The 16,385-nt window shown below is 62.6% G+C and carries 13 protein-coding genes; 1 reads left to right on the top strand and 12 read right to left on the bottom strand.

The features are described 5' to 3' along the window. Positions 1 to 20: 20 nt before the first annotated feature. Positions 21 to 902: a hypothetical protein gene (locus VJZ71_11755; protein ID HKQ48735.1), complete on the bottom strand. Its 882-nt coding sequence runs from the start codon at positions 900 to 902 to the stop codon at positions 21 to 23. Positions 903 to 1,177: 275 nt separating this feature from the next. Here VJZ71_11755 and VJZ71_11750 point away from each other — a divergent pair, with 275 nt between their 5' ends. Further along, entirely contained in the window at positions 1,178 to 2,638 is a 1,461-nt protein-coding gene (locus VJZ71_11750; protein HKQ48734.1) for a M48 family metallopeptidase, read from the top strand. Here the strand turns inward: VJZ71_11750 and VJZ71_11745 are convergent. The 11 genes from VJZ71_11745 to VJZ71_11695 form a co-directional block, all read right to left on the bottom strand. Then, entirely contained in the window at positions 2,635 to 4,068 is a 1,434-nt protein-coding gene (locus tag VJZ71_11745) for an O-antigen ligase family protein (protein HKQ48733.1), read from the bottom strand. The genes VJZ71_11750 and VJZ71_11745 overlap by 4 nt on opposite strands. Before the next feature lie 8 nt (positions 4,069 to 4,076). Then, complete coding sequence (locus VJZ71_11740) at positions 4,077 to 5,345, bottom strand: glycosyltransferase family 4 protein (protein ID HKQ48732.1); 1,269 nt, start codon at positions 5,343 to 5,345, stop codon at positions 4,077 to 4,079. Next, on the bottom strand, positions 5,342 to 6,697 hold the full coding sequence (locus VJZ71_11735; protein ID HKQ48731.1) for a glycosyltransferase: 1,356 nt from the start codon (positions 6,695 to 6,697) through the stop codon (positions 5,342 to 5,344). Before VJZ71_11735 ends, VJZ71_11740 begins: the two co-directional genes overlap by 4 nt. 21 nt (positions 6,698 to 6,718) lie before the next feature. Then, positions 6,719 to 7,702 carry a hypothetical protein gene (locus VJZ71_11730; protein HKQ48730.1) on the bottom strand — a complete coding sequence of 328 codons (984 nt, stop codon included), beginning with the start codon at positions 7,700 to 7,702 and terminating at the stop codon, positions 6,719 to 6,721. Beyond that, a complete protein-coding gene (locus VJZ71_11725) occupies positions 7,699 to 8,703 on the bottom strand; it encodes a polysaccharide deacetylase family protein (protein HKQ48729.1) in 1,005 nt (334 codons plus the stop codon). The genes VJZ71_11730 and VJZ71_11725 overlap by 4 nt, the downstream gene beginning before the upstream one ends. Next, the gene (locus VJZ71_11720) at positions 8,700 to 10,157 is read right to left on the bottom strand and encodes a glycosyltransferase (GenBank protein HKQ48728.1); all 1,458 of its coding nucleotides are present in this window, start codon (positions 10,155 to 10,157) and stop codon (positions 8,700 to 8,702) included. Before VJZ71_11720 ends, VJZ71_11725 begins: the two co-directional genes overlap by 4 nt. A gap of 196 nt (positions 10,158 to 10,353) precedes the next feature. Continuing rightward, positions 10,354 to 11,616 carry a TIGR03087 family PEP-CTERM/XrtA system glycosyltransferase gene (locus VJZ71_11715; GenBank protein HKQ48727.1) on the bottom strand — a complete coding sequence of 421 codons (1,263 nt, stop codon included), beginning with the start codon at positions 11,614 to 11,616 and terminating at the stop codon, positions 10,354 to 10,356. Between the two features lie 17 nt (positions 11,617 to 11,633). After that, positions 11,634 to 12,668: a FemAB family XrtA/PEP-CTERM system-associated protein gene (locus tag VJZ71_11710; protein ID HKQ48726.1), complete on the bottom strand. Its 1,035-nt coding sequence runs from the start codon at positions 12,666 to 12,668 to the stop codon at positions 11,634 to 11,636. 42 nt (positions 12,669 to 12,710) lie between these two features. Beyond that, positions 12,711 to 13,484, bottom strand: a complete 774-nt coding sequence (locus VJZ71_11705) for a CpsD/CapB family tyrosine-protein kinase (protein ID HKQ48725.1) — start codon at positions 13,482 to 13,484, stop codon at positions 12,711 to 12,713. 188 nt (positions 13,485 to 13,672) lie between these two features. After that, positions 13,673 to 15,379 (bottom strand): hypothetical protein, encoded by a 1,707-nt coding sequence (locus VJZ71_11700; protein HKQ48724.1) that lies wholly within the window; start codon positions 15,377 to 15,379, stop codon positions 13,673 to 13,675. Between the two features lie 32 nt (positions 15,380 to 15,411). Beyond that, positions 15,412 to 16,188 carry a polysaccharide biosynthesis/export family protein gene (locus VJZ71_11695; GenBank protein ID HKQ48723.1) on the bottom strand — a complete coding sequence of 259 codons (777 nt, stop codon included), beginning with the start codon at positions 16,186 to 16,188 and terminating at the stop codon, positions 15,412 to 15,414. Positions 16,189 to 16,385: the final 197 nt, after the last annotated feature.

The following is a 16,385-nucleotide window of genomic DNA, read 5'->3' as shown; positions in this document are numbered from 1 at the left end:
AGGCGCCGCTCGTTAGACTATCACGGAAGGGTCTGCGGAGTCTCCGACTTGTCCGGCGACGTGGGCGTCGGCGGTTGGGCAGGCCCGCGGATCGGCAACGGCTCTGCGCCGCGGACGCCGCCGCGGCGACCGGAAAGCTGCCCTTCAAGAAGTTGGCGTTGCTCGGGCGTGAGCAGCGCGATCACGCCGTCGTACAATTTTGTCACCAGTGCCCGCTCAGCGGGCGAGCCCTTCTCCGTTTGCTTTTCAGCGTCCTGGTGCTGGCGGAAAAATTGTTCGACGCCTTTCTGTTGTTCGAGCGTCAGACCCGGGAGACGATCGACGAGCGCTTTAAGCGTCTGCGGACTACGTTCCGGACCTCGATAGGGCGAACGCCGGGCTAATTGCTGTTCCCAGAGCTTTTCAAAGCCCGGTTTCTGGTCGTCGCGAAGGACCGCGAACAGATCGGTCTGGAGTTTTTCCTGGCTGGCCATCATCTGCTCGCGCATCGGGGCGAGGCGGGCCTGCTGTTCCTCACGGAGTTGGCGCATTTGTTGGGTCAGCTCCTCGACCCGTGCGGTGTCCGCCGCTTCCCGTGCGGTGCGCATCTCCTGCGCGATCAGCCGCATCTTGTCGTAGCCCTCGGTGGGCTGGCTTTGCATCGACTGGCGGAGCGCGGCGATGTGCGCCTGATGGTCCCGCAGGATTTTTGCGACGGCTTCCCGCTGCGCGTCGTCGAGGCTCAATTCCTGGGTCATCCGCTCGGTGAGAAAGGTGGGGTCCTCCTGCCGGAAGCTGCGGAAATTGCGCTTGTCGGCGGCCGGAGCGGTCGTCGGCGGGGATGCGGGTGGCGCCTGGGCGGGGCAAAGGGTCTCGTGGAAAAGAACGATTACGATCGCCACGGGCCGGCAAATGCGAATCATGGTTCACGCTCCTGAAGTTCCGATCCTGTCGACGCTCGCCGGATCGGTTGACAAGAATCTTACGGGATAATAGGCTGGGCGCAAATCGACGGGGGGTGCAATTAAACAGCGACCGATTATCATTCCCGGGGCGGTCCTTCGTCTCCTTGTACGAGCCTCATTAAGCGGCGGTTGCGATGTATTTCCTGGTAATCATGGCCTTTGCCTTCGTACTTAGCGATAACCTTCCTCCGCCGGGTTTTAACCTCATCGCCGGCCGAACCGGATGGGAGAGTATGACTCTTTCCATCGCTATTGGTCAGATCGCTGTTGTCGCCTTGGCGGCCTTGTATGTTCGGAAGCAGTCGCTGCGCCGTTTGGATGGCTCGCCTCAGGGTTTCGATCGGGCGACTCAGGCATTCTCCACGGGCCAGTTTGTCCTCCTCGTGCTGATCGCGGCGCTGCTCACCGGGACGATGACCCTGACGCCTTGGGCCTCCCTGGTACGACGAGAATGGGGCCTGGACCGGTTACCTCTCGTCGGCGATTTGACTTTACTGGTCCCCTTCTTCGCCTCTCTCGCGGTAATCTGGGCGATCCAATTTCCCGTGGAAGCTCGGCTTCGCGGCGTATTCTTTCCTTCGGAGCGCGAACCCGCCCCGCCGATTGACGAGGCACGCAAAACGGATGCCGCGACGGCGCTTTCCGCGGCTTCCAATGGAAGGCCTCCGCCGGACGCTTCGGTGTTCACTTTTCTGTGGGATAAGTTTCGGCACCAGGTGTTGATTGTGGCCGCGCCCATGGCCCTGATCGTCGCCGCCAAGCATTTCACCGATCTGTGGCGAAGGGACCTGATGAACGCGACGACGCTCCCCTGGGCGGCGGATGCCGTCCTCGGGATTATTTCGTTTCTCGTGCTGCTCATCTCGCCGGTAATATTGTGTTACATCTGGGCAACGGAGCCGTTGCCTCCGGGTCCGCTGCGTGAGCGCTTCGAGCGGATCTGCAAGCGGATCGGCCTGCGTTATCGCGATGTCCTGCTCTGGCACACGCACGGTATGACCGTCAACGCGGCGGTGATGGGGTTCATACCGCCGCTACGGTACATTCTCGTCTCGGACGCGCTCCTGGAGACCATGGATGACGAGGAGATAGAGGCGGTGTTCGGCCATGAGGCGGGGCATGTTCACCACTGGCACCTGCCGTTCTTCGGATTATTCGCGTTGGCATCGATGTATGTGACCGGAGGTGTCCTGGAATTGCTCGTGCGGGGCAGAGTCATCACGGACTCGGGCCTGCTGCAACTCATCGGTCTCGTCGTGCTACTCGGGCTGTGGCTCTTTGGCTTCGGCTGGCTCTCGCGACGCTTTGAGCGGCAGGCGGACTTGTTCGGTGTTCGCAGCGTGACACCCGACATTCAGAATTGTCTCAGTTGGTGCCCGATCCACGGCGAGCGGCAGGCCTCCGGCGTATGCGTCTCGGCGGCAAACCTCTTCGGTCGTACGCTGTCGAAGATCGCCGGTCTAAATGGAATTCCAAAAGCCGCCCCGAGCTGGCGTCACGGCAGCATCGAGTCGCGTTGCCGCCTCATCGAGCGTTTTGCGCAGGACGCGGCCGCCGTGAACCGTTTCGATCGCCAGCTTTGGCTTCTGAAGATGGGGCTCCTTGGAGCGGGCATTGTCGGCACCATCGCGGCGGGAATGGTCTATTATGGCGAGATCGCGCGGGCGTGGCGGCGCGTGTTCCTCATGGGCTAAGAGGTGGTGCGGGCCACGCGGCGGGTACGGGCTAATTTTCCGAAAAGATAGGCGGGGTGCAAGGTGGGCGTCGTCCCCGCGCCGGCCGATCGGGCCGGGTTCGGGGTAGTCGCTGGCGTCCGCTTCCGGTCTCCCCACTGCCATCGGGCAAGCTCGTGCCGCGCCGTCACCTGAAGTGCGATATGCAGGCCGATCATCGCGAACATCAATTCCAGATACTCTTCGTTATGGAACATCCCATGAACGCAGAACGCGACCATGCCCAACAGCAGGCCGCGTGACCAGTGATAGGCCCACCGCATCTCCGACGGAAGTCGGCGCGATCGACGCATGAATCGGTACATGCTCAGCATGGAGCCGAAAACCAGGAGAAGCCAAAGCGGGTGCCCCAAAAATCCCAATTCGGCCAGATTTTGCAGGTAGATGTTGTGCGCGGCCTTGCGACCGCCCTCATACTGGTCTTTGGCCAGTTCGAAATTATTGAAGCCGACGCCGATGAGGGGACTTTGGGCGACCAGTTCCCGGGCGACCGCCCACGTCTGGAACCGCGAGCGGGCGGAGCGATCGGATTCGTAGGAGACGATGGATTGAATGCGTTCACGCACTTCGGTGGCGGCCGCCAGCAGCGTGACGGTCGACACCACGAGCACGGCGCAGAGCGCGCGCAGGCGATACCGGCTGCTCCAGGCCATGGCCGTGAGCACGATCGAAAACGCGACGAAGCCGGCCCGCGAACGCGATCCTATGATGGCCAGACACATGAGCGCGGCGAAGACCAACAGCAGCGTTCGCCATCGCGCATGCCGGACGGAGAGGGCGAAGTAGAACACCATCGGCAGAGTCATGACGGACGTCAGGGCGAAATAGTTGTTGTCATACGTCTTGCCGTAGACCTGATGGGGTCCGAGGACGATCACCTTGAAGCCTCCCTTGATCGCCCAAAAGGCCACGGACAGCGCGATGACGATGTAGAGGATACGGAAGCGGCGGAAGTCGCACGCCAGACCGGTCAGCAGGGCGGTAATAATCAGAATCTTGCCGAGGGCGCGGAACTGATCGGTCGTTGGAGCAAGCGGGAAGGCCGTGAACAATCGCGTTAATGCGATGTAGATAAACAGCAGCGCGCAGACCACCAGCGGCCAGGCAGGAACGAGGACCGGGCTGCGCACGATTTTGTCGACGATGCCGCGTATTTCGCCGGTGGAGGCAACGATACGCGGAACCGGAACGGCGCGGCGCACGCCGATCACGACCGCCCCAATGACGAGGGGCACGCCGACGAGCATGGCGTCCTGAAAATCCGGCCGCCAGCAGAAAAGCTTGGGCTGGAGAAACGACACAACGTAATAGGCGCAAAGACCGAAGAACGGCCGGTAGAAGATGATCGGCAGGATCGCAAACAGCAAGGTGACATAGACGGCAAAGCGCATGGTTTTCCTCAAGCGTGGGCAGGCTGAAGCGCGGTCAAAGAGGCGGCATCGAGACGACGGTTCGGCCGGCCGCGGGCGGCGATTTCATTCACTAAGGCGTTAAATTGTGCGGCCGCCGCCGCCCAGGTGAACAAAGAAGTCGCACGGCGGCGCGCGGCTGCGCCGAGCGCGTTGCGCAGTTCGCGGTTTACCAGCAGAAGCTCAATTGCCGCGGCGAGGGCGGCGGGCTCGGCGCGATCGACCAGCAATCCGGACGTCTCAGGTTCGATGATCTCGAGACTGGCGTTGCGAATGGCGTCGCCGTTGGGACGCAGGGCAATGCACGGCAGCCCGCAGGCCATCGCTTCGACCAGCGCCCCGCCGAACGACTCTCCGCGCGACGGAAAAACAAAAACGTCGGCGGCATGAAGGAATGGTCGGACGTCACTCTGAATGCCCACAAAACTGACCACACTATTGAGCCCCAGGCGATGGTTGAGCTTCATCAACGCATCACGAGCGGGACCGTCGCCGACGATGAGGACTCGGTGGGGTCGTCGACGGCAGTAGGCGAGGGCATTAAGCAGAAAGTCAATGTTTTTTTCCGGCGACAATCGGCCGGTCCATGCCAGTACATCTTCGGATGGACCGATTCCCAGCCGATGCCGGGCATTATGCCGCTGCTGTGTTGAAGGCGGCTGAAATTCATCCGAGTCGACGCCGCCATGTATCGTCTGAAAACGGGCGATGTCCAGGCGATAGTCGCGCGTCACATGAGCGCGCGTCGCATCGCTGTCGAAAACGACGGCATCGGCGAGCCTGAACGCGTTGCGCTCGTTGCGGCGCTTGAGATGTCGATCCAACGCGAAGAACCCTCGCCGGGGCCACGAAACTACGGCCGATCGCGCGCGGTCCGCCTCATCATGCAGCAGCGTCGTCCCGCCGCACACAAAAATCAGGGGCGTGTCGCGGCGATGCCGTACATATTCGGAGGCAAACTCGGGCTGACAGGTCAGCATGACCTCGTGGTCCGAAGTGATTTGTGCCGCGAGTGCCGCGGCTGCACGACGCCGCCCAAGGGCTTGTAGCGACCAATGCAGCAGCCGATTCCGTTGAGTTGAAATCCGACGTACGCAAAAACCGTCCAACACATCGCCCGCAATGTCCGATTTGCCGGCCTCAACGTAGAACTCGACGTCATGGCCGAATTGCCGAAGACCGTTCGCCAGGCGCAGGGCGCGCTGGGAAAGGCCGCAGCATGTGCGGCGAAGGGTTGGCATGTGCCAGGCTAATTTCATGCGACGGCCTCATTCGCGCATAGTACCTCGGCGCGGCTTAAGCGAACTTCCGCAATGGCTTCTTCAATGACGCGGGCATATCTCGCCGCGATTCGATCGCGCCGGAACGCATCCACAACCGCCCTGTCGCGTGGCTGCTGAAGTCGCCCGGCATTCCAGGTGACAAAACAGGATTCGATGGCGTTGGCCCACTCCGCCGCGCCCGCGCAAAGCATAACGGTGCAGTTGCCGGCCTGTTGAATCGTCCGGGAAATCCAGGACGAATAATGGAGTGACGCGATCATGTGTTTCCCGAATGCAAGGTATTCAAAGGTCTTGGCGGGAATGCAAAGTCTCCCGCCATCCGAAGCGGGCGTCGTCAGCAGCAAGATATCTGCCGACGCCATTTCTTCGATTGCGGTGCGATGATCGACATACCCGGCGTGGTCAAGAAAAGTATGATCTTCCGGGAGCAGTCGCGCACGTTCCGAAGCGGACAGCGTCCCGACCAGTCGCAATCGCAGCGCATCGCGGATCTCCGGGCGGGTGGCGCGGAGTTGACGAACGGCATCGAGAATCGGTCCGACCGTCTGCTCGCGATAGAAGGCCCCGACGTGTGCCAGCGTAAATCGGCCGGAGTTCGCCCTTTGCACGGCCGCTGGTGCGTCCGCCGGGTCGTATCCGTTGGTGATGGTCGTAAATCGCTCGGCGGGAACGTTGCGGTATCGCTCGCGCAGGCACTCCGCCAACTCGGGGCACGTGACCACAACCCGATCAGCCTCTTGTGCAATTGTTGCTTCCAGTCGTTCGAAGAAACGATCCTCACCGCTGGTCTTCGGGCGGTACGAAAAGTTGTCGACGATCGGATCGCGCAGGTCGGCGATCCAGGGGATGCCCATTCGCCGCTGGAGATTTCGCCCCACGAGGTGCGTGGCACAGGGCGGCGACGTTGTGATGACCGCTTCGATGGCGTGTTCGCGGATCATGTGTCGTGCACGGCGCGCTGCCGCCGATACCCAAAGTTGTTCCAGCTCCGCAAGGGGTAATCTCCGCATCCACCGATCGAGTCGCCAATAGAGGCGGTCTTCGAGTCCGCAACAACTCCGTTTGAATAAGGGAGGCAACGGCGCCGCCATGTGCTTCGCCAGGGCGCCGGGCTCCCAGCCGGGAACTCGTTCTACATTTGCGTCGGCGTATTCCGCGCACAGCGTGCGATCGAGGACGGGATAATGGTCGTGGCCTGCCGTTATGATGTGCGCCCTCCAACCGGCCGGCGGCAAGTAACGAGCGAGTTTGAGCGCGCGTTGGACTCCGCTGCCGCCGTGCGGCGGGAAGTGGTATGCGACCAGAAGCAGGTTGCGGAGTCCTTTCATTTGCGACCGAAAGTCCCCTGGCTAGACCACGTGCTCGCGGACGAATTGTCGGACCGTCCACGGCCACGGCAGGATTCCCCGGCGATCGTCGAGTAGCCGCGCTATTCGCCGCTTGATTCGCCACTTCGGATTCCACGACCAGGCCGGCGTCGCCCGGCCGCGCGGGAGTCCGATCTCCGCCAGCGCGCCAAGTGATTTTTTGAGAATGTAGTGAACCGTCGGCTGCCAACCGCACTCGTCGTATCGGCAGGGCGTGCCGAAGGGATTCCAGATTGTCTCATAGCGCTGGCGATTGCTGAACTTCAGGGCGGTCCAACGATCATCCGCCCCGCTGCCCCAGACAAAGTGCGGACATCGGCAAAGACTGGCCAGGTGCAGTCCGCCGGTCGAGGCGCCGATAGCGAGTCGAGCGCGTGAAAGTTGCCGGATGGCATTGCTGAGCGGGGCCATATAGACTTCGACCGAGAGGCCCTCGCGGATTAGTCGAGCTGCCAGTTCTTCCCACCACGACGCGGGTTGATTTCGCTCCGTTGCGCTCTTCCGCGTGCGGGGGACGAGCAGGATATCCGTTTCGAGGGGTGACGATTGGCGCAATTCGGAAAACCACTGATCGGCGCGATCGGTCGGCCAGAGCGTTCCGCGATAGTCGGGGGTCAGAAACTCGGCGTGGGCCAGGTCGATGCCGTAGTGTTCGCAGGCCCGACGGGCCGCATCGCACGTCAAGAGCCGCAATCTTTCCGGGTCGTGACGATTGCCTCGCGCATCGATTCGATGATCTTCGCTGGCAATGCCCGGCGCATCAACGTGGACCGGACAAAACAGAAAACGGCCATCCGCAGCCGCGTTTGCGTAGAGCGGCCGGCGATCCGGCGAAGCGCAGAGCACGACGCGGGGATGAGTCTGGTCCATGAGGAGGCGGCGCACGCGCCCCTGCCAGTTCATTAATTCCCAGCCGAACTCCCCAAGGTAGGGGGCAACCACGAGCACCCGCGGATCGCCGTTCATGCGCGGCCCTCCATGGGCGGCGGTTCGGCGTTGTCCGGCCAATCTTCCAGGATGCGCTCAAAGTGATCATGGGGACCGGTCGTCGCCGGCTTACGGCTCAATTCAAACGGATCGCCATCCGGCCGATTGATGCGGCGGCGCATATCCATGGCGACGCGATGACCCGTTTCTCTCGCGATTTGAGAGGACGCAGCGTTGTAGTGACGCTTGAGACCGAACGGATACGCCAGCGCGATCGGTGCGTACCCGGTCAGCGCGGAAAGGGCATCTCGGGCCAAAATAATTTCCTCGCGTTGTTCATCCACGCTGAGGGCCGACAGAAAAGGATGGGTATGCGTGTGGTTGCCGAATTCGACGAGGTCCCGGTCGGCCTGGGCGATCTCTTCCGGTTCCAGGTAAAGTCGCTCGGCGGCGGCGATCGACGCGCCGGATTGCCCCAACTTCTTCAAGAGGGATTCAAGGATCTCCGGCGTATCAGCGCGGAATTGCGCGCGGACATACGCTTCGACGTTTTGATTCTCCGGGACCGGTGGATACCCCGCCGAGATCAGCGCATCCAGGACTCGGGCTTCATGATGATGCGCGACCAGCCATGCCAGTTTGTGCTGCCACAGGAGGTCGCGGTTTCCGATGACCGCCGTCACCGGAAAGATCGTGACCGGAATGCGCCGCCGGAACGCAATGGGGAGCGCCTGCCGTAAAGAATCGGCGTATCCGTCGTCCAGCGTTACGACGACGCCGCGATGCGGCGGGTCGTTTCGATGGGCCCGTTCGATCCACTCGCGCAAGCTCAGCGGCGAATAGTTCTCCGCGAGATAATCCATTTGCCGTTCGAACTCCGCCGGGTCGTGACGGACGTTGGAATTGAATATCGTCTCGGTGTGGTCGACGCTGTGGTAGGTCAGGATCGTGACGCAGGTCTCGCTCCGCAAGCGGCGCATGCGCCGGATCAATCGGCCCGTCAACGTATCGAAACCGGCGGTCGTCATCAGCGGATTCATGGTCGCACCTCCAGTGTGCATCGGCTGGCGCGGACGGCGGCGTCAAGCCGCTCCGCGAGTTGTCCGGTCTGATGTCGGCGCGTCACCGTGGCGAGCAATGAAGCCGGGCGCCGGACGGTCAAGTCGTTCGAAAGCCACGCCTGGTAATACTCCCCGATCGCCCGGCTGATCTGATCGACACAATCCGGATCACAGATACTCACTCCGTCAAACCGGCGCAGCTCATTCGCCGCCGCGCCGTCGATCGGGACGGCGGCCAGAATGGCTCGATTGCTGCCCAGGCATTCGTAGAGCTTGGCGGTGGAATCGTTGGCACTGCCGGGAAGATTGGGCAGGATGATCACATTGACGTCCGCCGACGCCATGGCTTCCAGCGTCTTGCCGTGCGGCAACATGCCGAGGTAGCGGACGTTGCCCGCATCGGACTCTCGCAACAGTTCGTCGACGTGCGGCCCGGGGCGACCGGCGAAATCGATGAAGGCGTGACGCCGACTGCCGGGCGTGTCGTCAAGAAACTGGCGGAACGCTGCCAGCAGGGTATGTGGCGTCCTCGCGCCGTACAGCGAACCGGCGTAAAGCAGTCGGAAGCCCGTGGTCGGGGGCGTGGGCACTGACGCCGGAAAATCGGCCGGATCGTAACCATTGGCGATCGTGACGAATTTTGCGGGGCCCACCCCATGATAGCGGGCCGCAAAGCGGCGCGTCATGGGATCGTTGACGCTGATGACAAAGGCCGCTCGCCGGACGACGGCCGACTCGGCAGCGGCCGTCAGTCGCCGGCCCGCATCAGATTGCCATTGTTGCCAGTGGATGTACTCGACCCAGGGGTCGCGAAAGTCCGCCAACCACGGGCGGCGAATAAGCGATTGAATGACCATCGCGGTGACGTGATCGCTGAAGGGCATCCCGGTGGAGAAAATCGCGTCAAAGCGGTATTGCCGGTGGAGCCGCAAGGCCAGCCGAACCGTCGAGGGCAGACGCCATATTCCGCGATCGGGGAAGGCCAGTGCGTCATGCAGCTTCTCGAAACGCCATTTCAACGCGCTGCACCAGCGAAGCTCGTCTACGCCGAGTGCGCATGTCCACGGCGCGAGGCGCTGCCCCGCCGCGCGGGCCAGGTAGGTCGGCCAATGATCGAGCGCCGCGCCCAGTCGATGGACCGGTACGCCGGCGGGCAGGTCGGCGAGACTTTCGAAATCCGATGCGCGGCGGGCGTCGTGCAGCGTTAAGTCACCTTTTCGCGCGGCCCCGGTGATGACGACCGGGTCCCACCCGAACTCCGGCAGAAATTTCACGAATTTCCGAACGCGGGTGGCCCCGACGGAAGCCACCGGCGGAAAGCGACTGGCAATGATGAGCACCTTGTGTCGCCGTCCGGAATTGTCGACGGGCGCTGCACCGATTGGCGGCTCGTCCGTTAAGGCGGGTTGGCGAAGCCGGGGCGGGATTCGCACGGGCCGCCTGGGGCGCGAAGAGACGTCGACGGCAGAACGGGTTGACTTGGCGCGTGCGGACAAACGGGACTCCATTCCGGTCGCGAGGGCCTGGAACAACAGCCCGCGCGAATCGTCCTAAAACTGTTCGTGTCTGTTGTATCGAGCGGGGCGGGACGCGACTAAAGCGATAAGAAGCGCGGGATGGAGTTGTACTTTATCGGACTCCCACGGCCGATCGGGCGGAATTGGAAGCCCTTTGTAACAGCACAGACGGTCGAGCCGCAGAGATCGCCGGCCCTGCGACGGCGCGTTCATAATCCGTCAGTGCATCCTTCCAGCAGTAGTGAATGTCGACGAAGCGATAGCCGGCGGCGGCGATCCGGTCGCATTGTTTGCTATCGGTCAGCAGGGCTATCACATGGTCGGCGAACGCCTCAGGCGACTCGCCGGTCATCAGGTGCCGGCCCGACTGCGCACCCAACGCGGCCGCGACGCCGGGTGTCCCGACAACCGGCCGCGCCATGGCCATGGCCTCGAGCACTTTGTTGGGGATGCCGCGAACGATCGGCATCGGGGCGATGACGACGCGTGAGGCGCGCAGGTAGGGTTGCACGCCAGGCACTTCGCCGGTGACGACGATGTTCTTAAACCGGGAAAGACGGCGGACAAGGAGGGCAGGGTCTGCACCGACCATCACAAACCGCGCGTCAGGCGTCGCCTGCACAATACGCGGCCAGACACGCCGGACAAACCAGAGCACGCCATCGACATTGGGCCGATAGTTCATCGCACCGACAAAGGTCACGATCGGTGGATTGGCCGAGGGAGGTTCCGGCGGGAGGGCCGGGAGGTCGACTCCATTCGGAACGATATACAACGTCCGCTGGCGTTGTTCTGGGTCGATCAACTCGCGCTCGCGCGGTGTCGCCACGATCGTGGAATCAAAATGATCGGCGCACCGCCGCTCAAAGGCCGCCAGTCGTCGCCCCTCGGCGCGGTAGGCGGTAGAAAGCGGAAATAGGGAGTCGCCGGCGTAGTCGTGCCACTTCCGGCTGTCGATGTCGCACAGGTCCAGGATGCGCCTGCCCGCGGGAAAGGCCCAAGCGTAGGGGGCCATGCACCCCGAGAATGCTGTCACGGCGTCAAACTGAATAGCGCGCGCCCACTCCCGCAGGTGATGCCACATCGTGGGATCGTCGTACGCGGCGCACGTCAGGCTGCGCCCTTTCCAAAATCCCTTCACGGCGCGGCGAATAGCCGTTCGTCGGTCCCACGGGATGGCGATAACGCCCTTACACCATTGGCGAAGGGCGATGGCGTGGACCCTATCGGCGGGCCGATCGACAAAGCACGCGCAGTAGACGTTGTGCCGCGCGGCCAGATACTCCATCTGGTGAAACGTGCGGATCTTGTCGCCCTTGTTCGAGGGAAAAGGGACGCGATGCGTCAGGAAGAGGATGTTCTGCCGTGAATGCACGCTGGGGATACTCCGAATCAACCGGGGATGGACCGAGCCAGCCACCCGCCTAACGGTCGTGCGACCGCCAGCGGAAGATGTTTCCACATCCGTCGAGCCATCGCCCAACGCGGGGATCCGGCGGCGAGATCCGGCGCGCTACGACCCGGCGCGATGTAGGTCTGGTACTCCAAAGGCTGTGGCTCAAAGCCGCACAGTCGCTTGAAGTCGTAGGCGCCCGCATTGTCGATCCGGCTGCGCCCGAAGTCGTAGCGGGCAAACCCTTGCTGAACGCCCCAGCGCATCGATTCGGCGTAGAGATAGTGCGAGAGGCCGTAGATCTCGCGGCGCTCGTCGATGCCCGCGAAGTACGGCATGACGGTGTCGCGATGCAGAAAGGTGAGCAACCCCGCGACCGGCCGCTCCCCGCACCGAACGAGTTGGCAGACGCAGCGTTCCGGCTCCGAAGCCAACAGCCCTTCAAAGAATTTCCGAGGATAGTTGGGCGAGCCTAGTCGCCGCATCGACCGGGCGTAAAGTCTCCACACGTCTGGGAGAAAATGCGGGCCGAACTGTGTTGTGAGGGCGTAGCGCTCCGCGGCGCGACGGGCAGCAGCGCGGGCCTTGCGAGGAAATGAGCCGAGCACTTCATCGGGACGAGTCGGAAGCGCTTTTGTAAAGGTGACGTGGCTGGACTCGGTGTGTAAAGATGGGTCCGCAGCGCGGAGGGATCGAAACTCAATGGACCGAGCGCCGACACGTCCGGCGATCGACTTCGCCTCGCTGAAGAGCGCATGTGCAGCGTCCGAGTCGTCAGTCAGTACTCCTCCATACGTCGCATAGGGGACACTGATCAGGAGCCGACCCGCCAGGAGGCTGTTTACCTGGAACAGTGGCAATATGCCGACTATTTCTCGATCACGTTCCGCCGTCAAGTACCATGACTCATGGCCGAACGCCCGCTCGACGGCCCGCTTCCAGCCGAGTTCGTGAAAGAAGGTTGCATCGGCGCGGCGCGCGACGTATTCCGCGTAGCGGGTCTCGGACGAAGCGTCGAGGAGGCGGATTTGCATCGAAGTTCGTTCCACCCCCCGCGATGCCGACACCCCGCCGGCTTATTCAATGTCGTCGGTCGGTCGGTAACTGTTGAGCGAGGCCTTGAGGCTGCATGCCGCGGCGATGCAGCCGAGTACTTTCACATTGTTCGACTGCAACCAGCGCAAGGATTGCCGGACCACCTGGGAATCCGTGCGATTCATGCGCACCACCATGACGACGCCCGTGCAGAGGCCGCCAATTACCCCGACGTCCGACACCTGTTGGACGGGAGGTGTATCGACCAGGGCGCAATCGTAGCTGTCGCGGATCTCCTCGAAGACGCGGGCCGCCTCGGTGCAGTTCAGCAGCTCCGCCGGCCCGATATCCCCGCACGTGCCGGCCGGAAGCACAAAGAAATTGTCCAACGGTGTGGAACGTATCGCCTCGCGCAGGGCGGCGCGACCGGCGATCACATCCGCCAGCCCGGGCCCCGGCGTCGTACGCAGGAGCCTTCCCAGTCCACCTTGCCGAAAGTCGCAATCGACCGCCAGCACGCGCATCTGCCGCACCTCCGCCATCGCGACGGCAAGGTTGGCGGTGGTGACGCTCTTGCCCTCGCCGGGGACACTGCTGGTAATGGCCAGGCAGGTCGATTGTCCGGGCGCGGCATGCGCGAGAAGCCAGGTGCGAACGGCGCGGAATTGCTCGGTGATGGAAGAGGTGCGATCGTGATAGGCGACGACGGACGGGTGGATGGTCCAGGCCGGCCGACAAGGGGGGCCGGCGGAACGGAGCGGAACGACGACTTCATTAAGGATCGACCCGCCCAGGGGAAGTACAGGCGATTCCATTGATCCGCGTGCAATCGGCGTCCAATGGACGGCATCGCGCAGGCGATCCGCCGACGGGGGGGCCAGAGTCAGCGTCGGGGTCGACTCCCTCGACATTCCGGCGTGTCGCGTTCGGCCCCGCTCTTGTTCCGCTTTTTTGAGTGCGTCCGCGAGATGTCCCATGGCTGATACCTATCCTTCGCCCCGGCCTATTTCTGTTCCAAAAGGACTTCCACCACGCTCGTGGGAGTGGACTTTACGCGTTCGTACCCAATGGGATCCTTCAGACTCAGGTACGCCATCACTCCGGTTGCCGACGTAACGGACAGCATCAGCGCCGCCGCGGCAGGGACCGTCACGAGCGTTCGAATCAGGCGCCGGCGATGCGACGTTTGCGTCATGATCTCATCGATGCTCTCGATGACGGGAATGCCCAGCGAGGTGGAGAGGTGCTTGACCGTTCGGAATGATCGATCCATCAGCTCGCGCACCAGGACTGAGAGCCCGCCGGCGGCGGCGCCGATCGCCAGGCATGCGGCCATGACCAGCAGCGCGTCGGGCGATTGAGGCCGCGCCTCGGCGACGACGTCCTGAACGGTGCTGAAGTGAATGCCGCGATTGTCGCTCTCGAGCGTGACGACGCGGCGGAGCGGCCCGAGGTGTTGAGTCCAGGTCGCCATTTCCTCGCGCGCCCGGTCGGATTTCTGTTTGATGCCGAGGTATTCTTCGCGTCGTCCGCCTGCAAGGATTCTCCCATCCTGAATCTTGGCGATCTGATAAGACACTTCTCGATGTCGACTCTCCGCGCTCTGCAATCTCGCCTCGAGATCCGCGAGTTGAAATTCGGCATTCTGTGCCGCCGCCATTGGACCATCCGGCCCTGAAATTACCGGGGCCGATCGATCCACGGTCACGGGCGTTTGGCCAAGCTCGGACCGGCGGGCGGCCAGCGACCGATGCAGTTCCACGACAATGGGGTGCTCGTTCGTCATCATGCGCACGGACTTTGCGTCAGTGAGTTCACGCTCGAGCTTCTCGATCTGCTGGCGAAGTTCGAGATATTGCGGATTCGGCGCTTGCGGGAGCCGTATCGGTCGGCCGTCCGGAGTCCCGTTCGCCGTTACACAGGAGTGCGCCAGGCGGTCGGTCCACTGCTGGAATTGCGCCTCCAGCGCTTGAAGCTGCCGTTCGAGGTCCACCTTCTCGTGCAGGAGCACGGCTTCCTGCGCCAGCGTCGGATCAGTGGCCACGGGGTCAATGCCGGGAAATTGGTACTCCAATTCAACAAGATTTCGTTGATGCTCGGCCAGTTCGGTTCTGCATCGCTCCGATTGAGTGAGCAGGAACGCTTCAACCCCGCGCATGACCTCGATCGTTCGCTTCTTGGTGCGGGCGATATACTGATCGCGCAGTTCGCGGAGAATCGCGGCCTGGTGCGACCGGTCCGACAGGACGAGTGTCAGCGCGACGACATCGCGATTGGGCGACGCCTCGAGGGATTTCGTGGCCAGACCTTGCGCGATCTCCTCGGCCATTTCCTTTTGTGCCGCCTGGGCATCCGGCGTGAGTTCACCATTCTCAAAGCGCGAAAGCCCCTCCGGCAGGTCCAGTTCGGCCAGAACGTGCTGAATCAGGTCGGGGTGGGTCAGTTCGGCGGCCATTCGCTGGCGAATTTCGGCGTAGGGCTCGGACCACGCCTTGCCCATCATGCTGGCCAGGACGGGATCGTGCTCGCGCTTGATGACCGTGGTCGCGGAATATTTCCGTGGAACCCAGAGCGACGCGGTGAAGGCCAGCGTCGCGACGGCCAGAAATGGAAAGAGAAAGCACCATCGCCGCGCCGCGATCACGCGCCAGACCTCTGCCAGGGTGTGGCGAACATCCGCGACGGAGAATTCTTCAATGTGGTGCTGCATTTCCGTGGTCTACAAGATTCTTCTAGGTTTCCTTAATCGTCTGATCCGCTCGCCAATCGTGCAGGCGCGTACCCGTAAATCGGGGTCTGTTGCACCGGGTAGAACAGCGCACTGAGCTTCAAGCCCAGCCAGCCAAGCGGCGTCGGCGGCACGTATACAATGTCCCCGTCCTGAAGGTAGACGTTGTCCTCGAGCTTGCCCTTCTTGATGATTCGGTCAGCGTCGACGGTCATGACGTGGCGCTTCTCGCGGTCCCGGTTCGGACGGATCACTTTGACACTGGATTTGAGTGCGATAAACGTCGGCTGCGCGAGGGCCAGCGCGCTGAGCAGCGTATCCCGGCCGGTGCAGGTAAATGGACCCTCGCGATCGACCTGCCCGAAGACATAATATTGTTTGCTGTTCGCCTCCTTCAGGCGAACATTGACCTGCGGATCAACATAGTACCGTTGCAGCAGCGATTCGAGTTTGCGGGAAATCTCGATCGGCGTCATGCCCGCTACTTTCACGTCCCCCAGGAGTCGAAGCGTAATCTTTCCGTCCTGTCGGACCGTCTGAATTTCTCCGTCGATCTCTCTGGCCTGCGCCGAACTGATCTCCAATGCGTCGGGCGGCTGCACCTGATAGTCGGCCGCCGAAACGGAGGTCTCCCAGGAGCGAACAAAGGAGTCAATCTCGCGATCGGAAGGGCCGCACGCAGCGCCCAGCGCGAGCACGCCCAACCATGCCGACGCTCCGCCTGCGAGGCGCCGTCGCAGCAACGCCAGGGGCGCGGACGCAGGGATGAGGATTTCGCCGATAGGCGGCATCGCGTATTCCCAATGCTTCTTTCGATGGCCCGCCGCCCGACCTCGGGCCACGGACTTCAACCCCTCGCCGGGCGTTTATCGGGTGGGGACCCTACCGACTGAATAAATCGCTGAAGCGGGACTCCAATTAGGCGGATTCTCGGCCGATCAATGGAGAGGCCTATTCTCGGACAAAGCGGCAATTGTCGCGCGACCGG

Source organism: Phycisphaerae bacterium (assembly GCA_035275405.1).
Classification (GTDB): domain Bacteria; phylum Planctomycetota; class Phycisphaerae; order UBA1845; family UTPLA1; genus DATEMU01.
The sequence above is the reverse complement of the archived record's forward strand: the minus strand, read 5'-3'. Positions and strand labels throughout refer to the sequence as shown.

Bases quoted from the DNA above. Each gene is read 5' to 3' on its own strand.
- VJZ71_11740 (HKQ48732.1), bottom strand. From the start codon at position 5,345: ATGAAATTAGCCTGGCACATGCCAACCCTTCGCCGCACATGCTGCGGC.
- VJZ71_11695 (HKQ48723.1), bottom strand. From the start codon at position 16,188: ATGCCGCCTATCGGCGAAATCCTCATCCCTGCGTCCGCGCCCCTGGCG.
- VJZ71_11755 (HKQ48735.1), bottom strand. From the start codon at position 902: ATGATTCGCATTTGCCGGCCCGTGGCGATCGTAATCGTTCTTTTCCAC.
- VJZ71_11730 (HKQ48730.1), bottom strand. From the start codon at position 7,702: ATGAACGGCGATCCGCGGGTGCTCGTGGTTGCCCCCTACCTTGGGGAG.
- VJZ71_11710 (HKQ48726.1), bottom strand. From the start codon at position 12,668: ATGCAAATCCGCCTCCTCGACGCTTCGTCCGAGACCCGCTACGCGGAA.
- VJZ71_11735 (HKQ48731.1), bottom strand. From the start codon at position 6,697: ATGAAAGGACTCCGCAACCTGCTTCTGGTCGCATACCACTTCCCGCCG.
- VJZ71_11745 (HKQ48733.1), bottom strand. From the start codon at position 4,068: ATGCGCTTTGCCGTCTATGTCACCTTGCTGTTTGCGATCCTGCCGATC.
- VJZ71_11700 (HKQ48724.1), bottom strand. From the start codon at position 15,379: ATGCAGCACCACATTGAAGAATTCTCCGTCGCGGATGTTCGCCACACC.
- VJZ71_11705 (HKQ48725.1), bottom strand. From the start codon at position 13,484: ATGGAATCGCCTGTACTTCCCCTGGGCGGGTCGATCCTTAATGAAGTC.
- VJZ71_11750 (HKQ48734.1), top strand. From the start codon at position 1,178: ATGACTCTTTCCATCGCTATTGGTCAGATCGCTGTTGTCGCCTTGGCG.
- VJZ71_11725 (HKQ48729.1), bottom strand. From the start codon at position 8,703: ATGAATCCGCTGATGACGACCGCCGGTTTCGATACGTTGACGGGCCGA.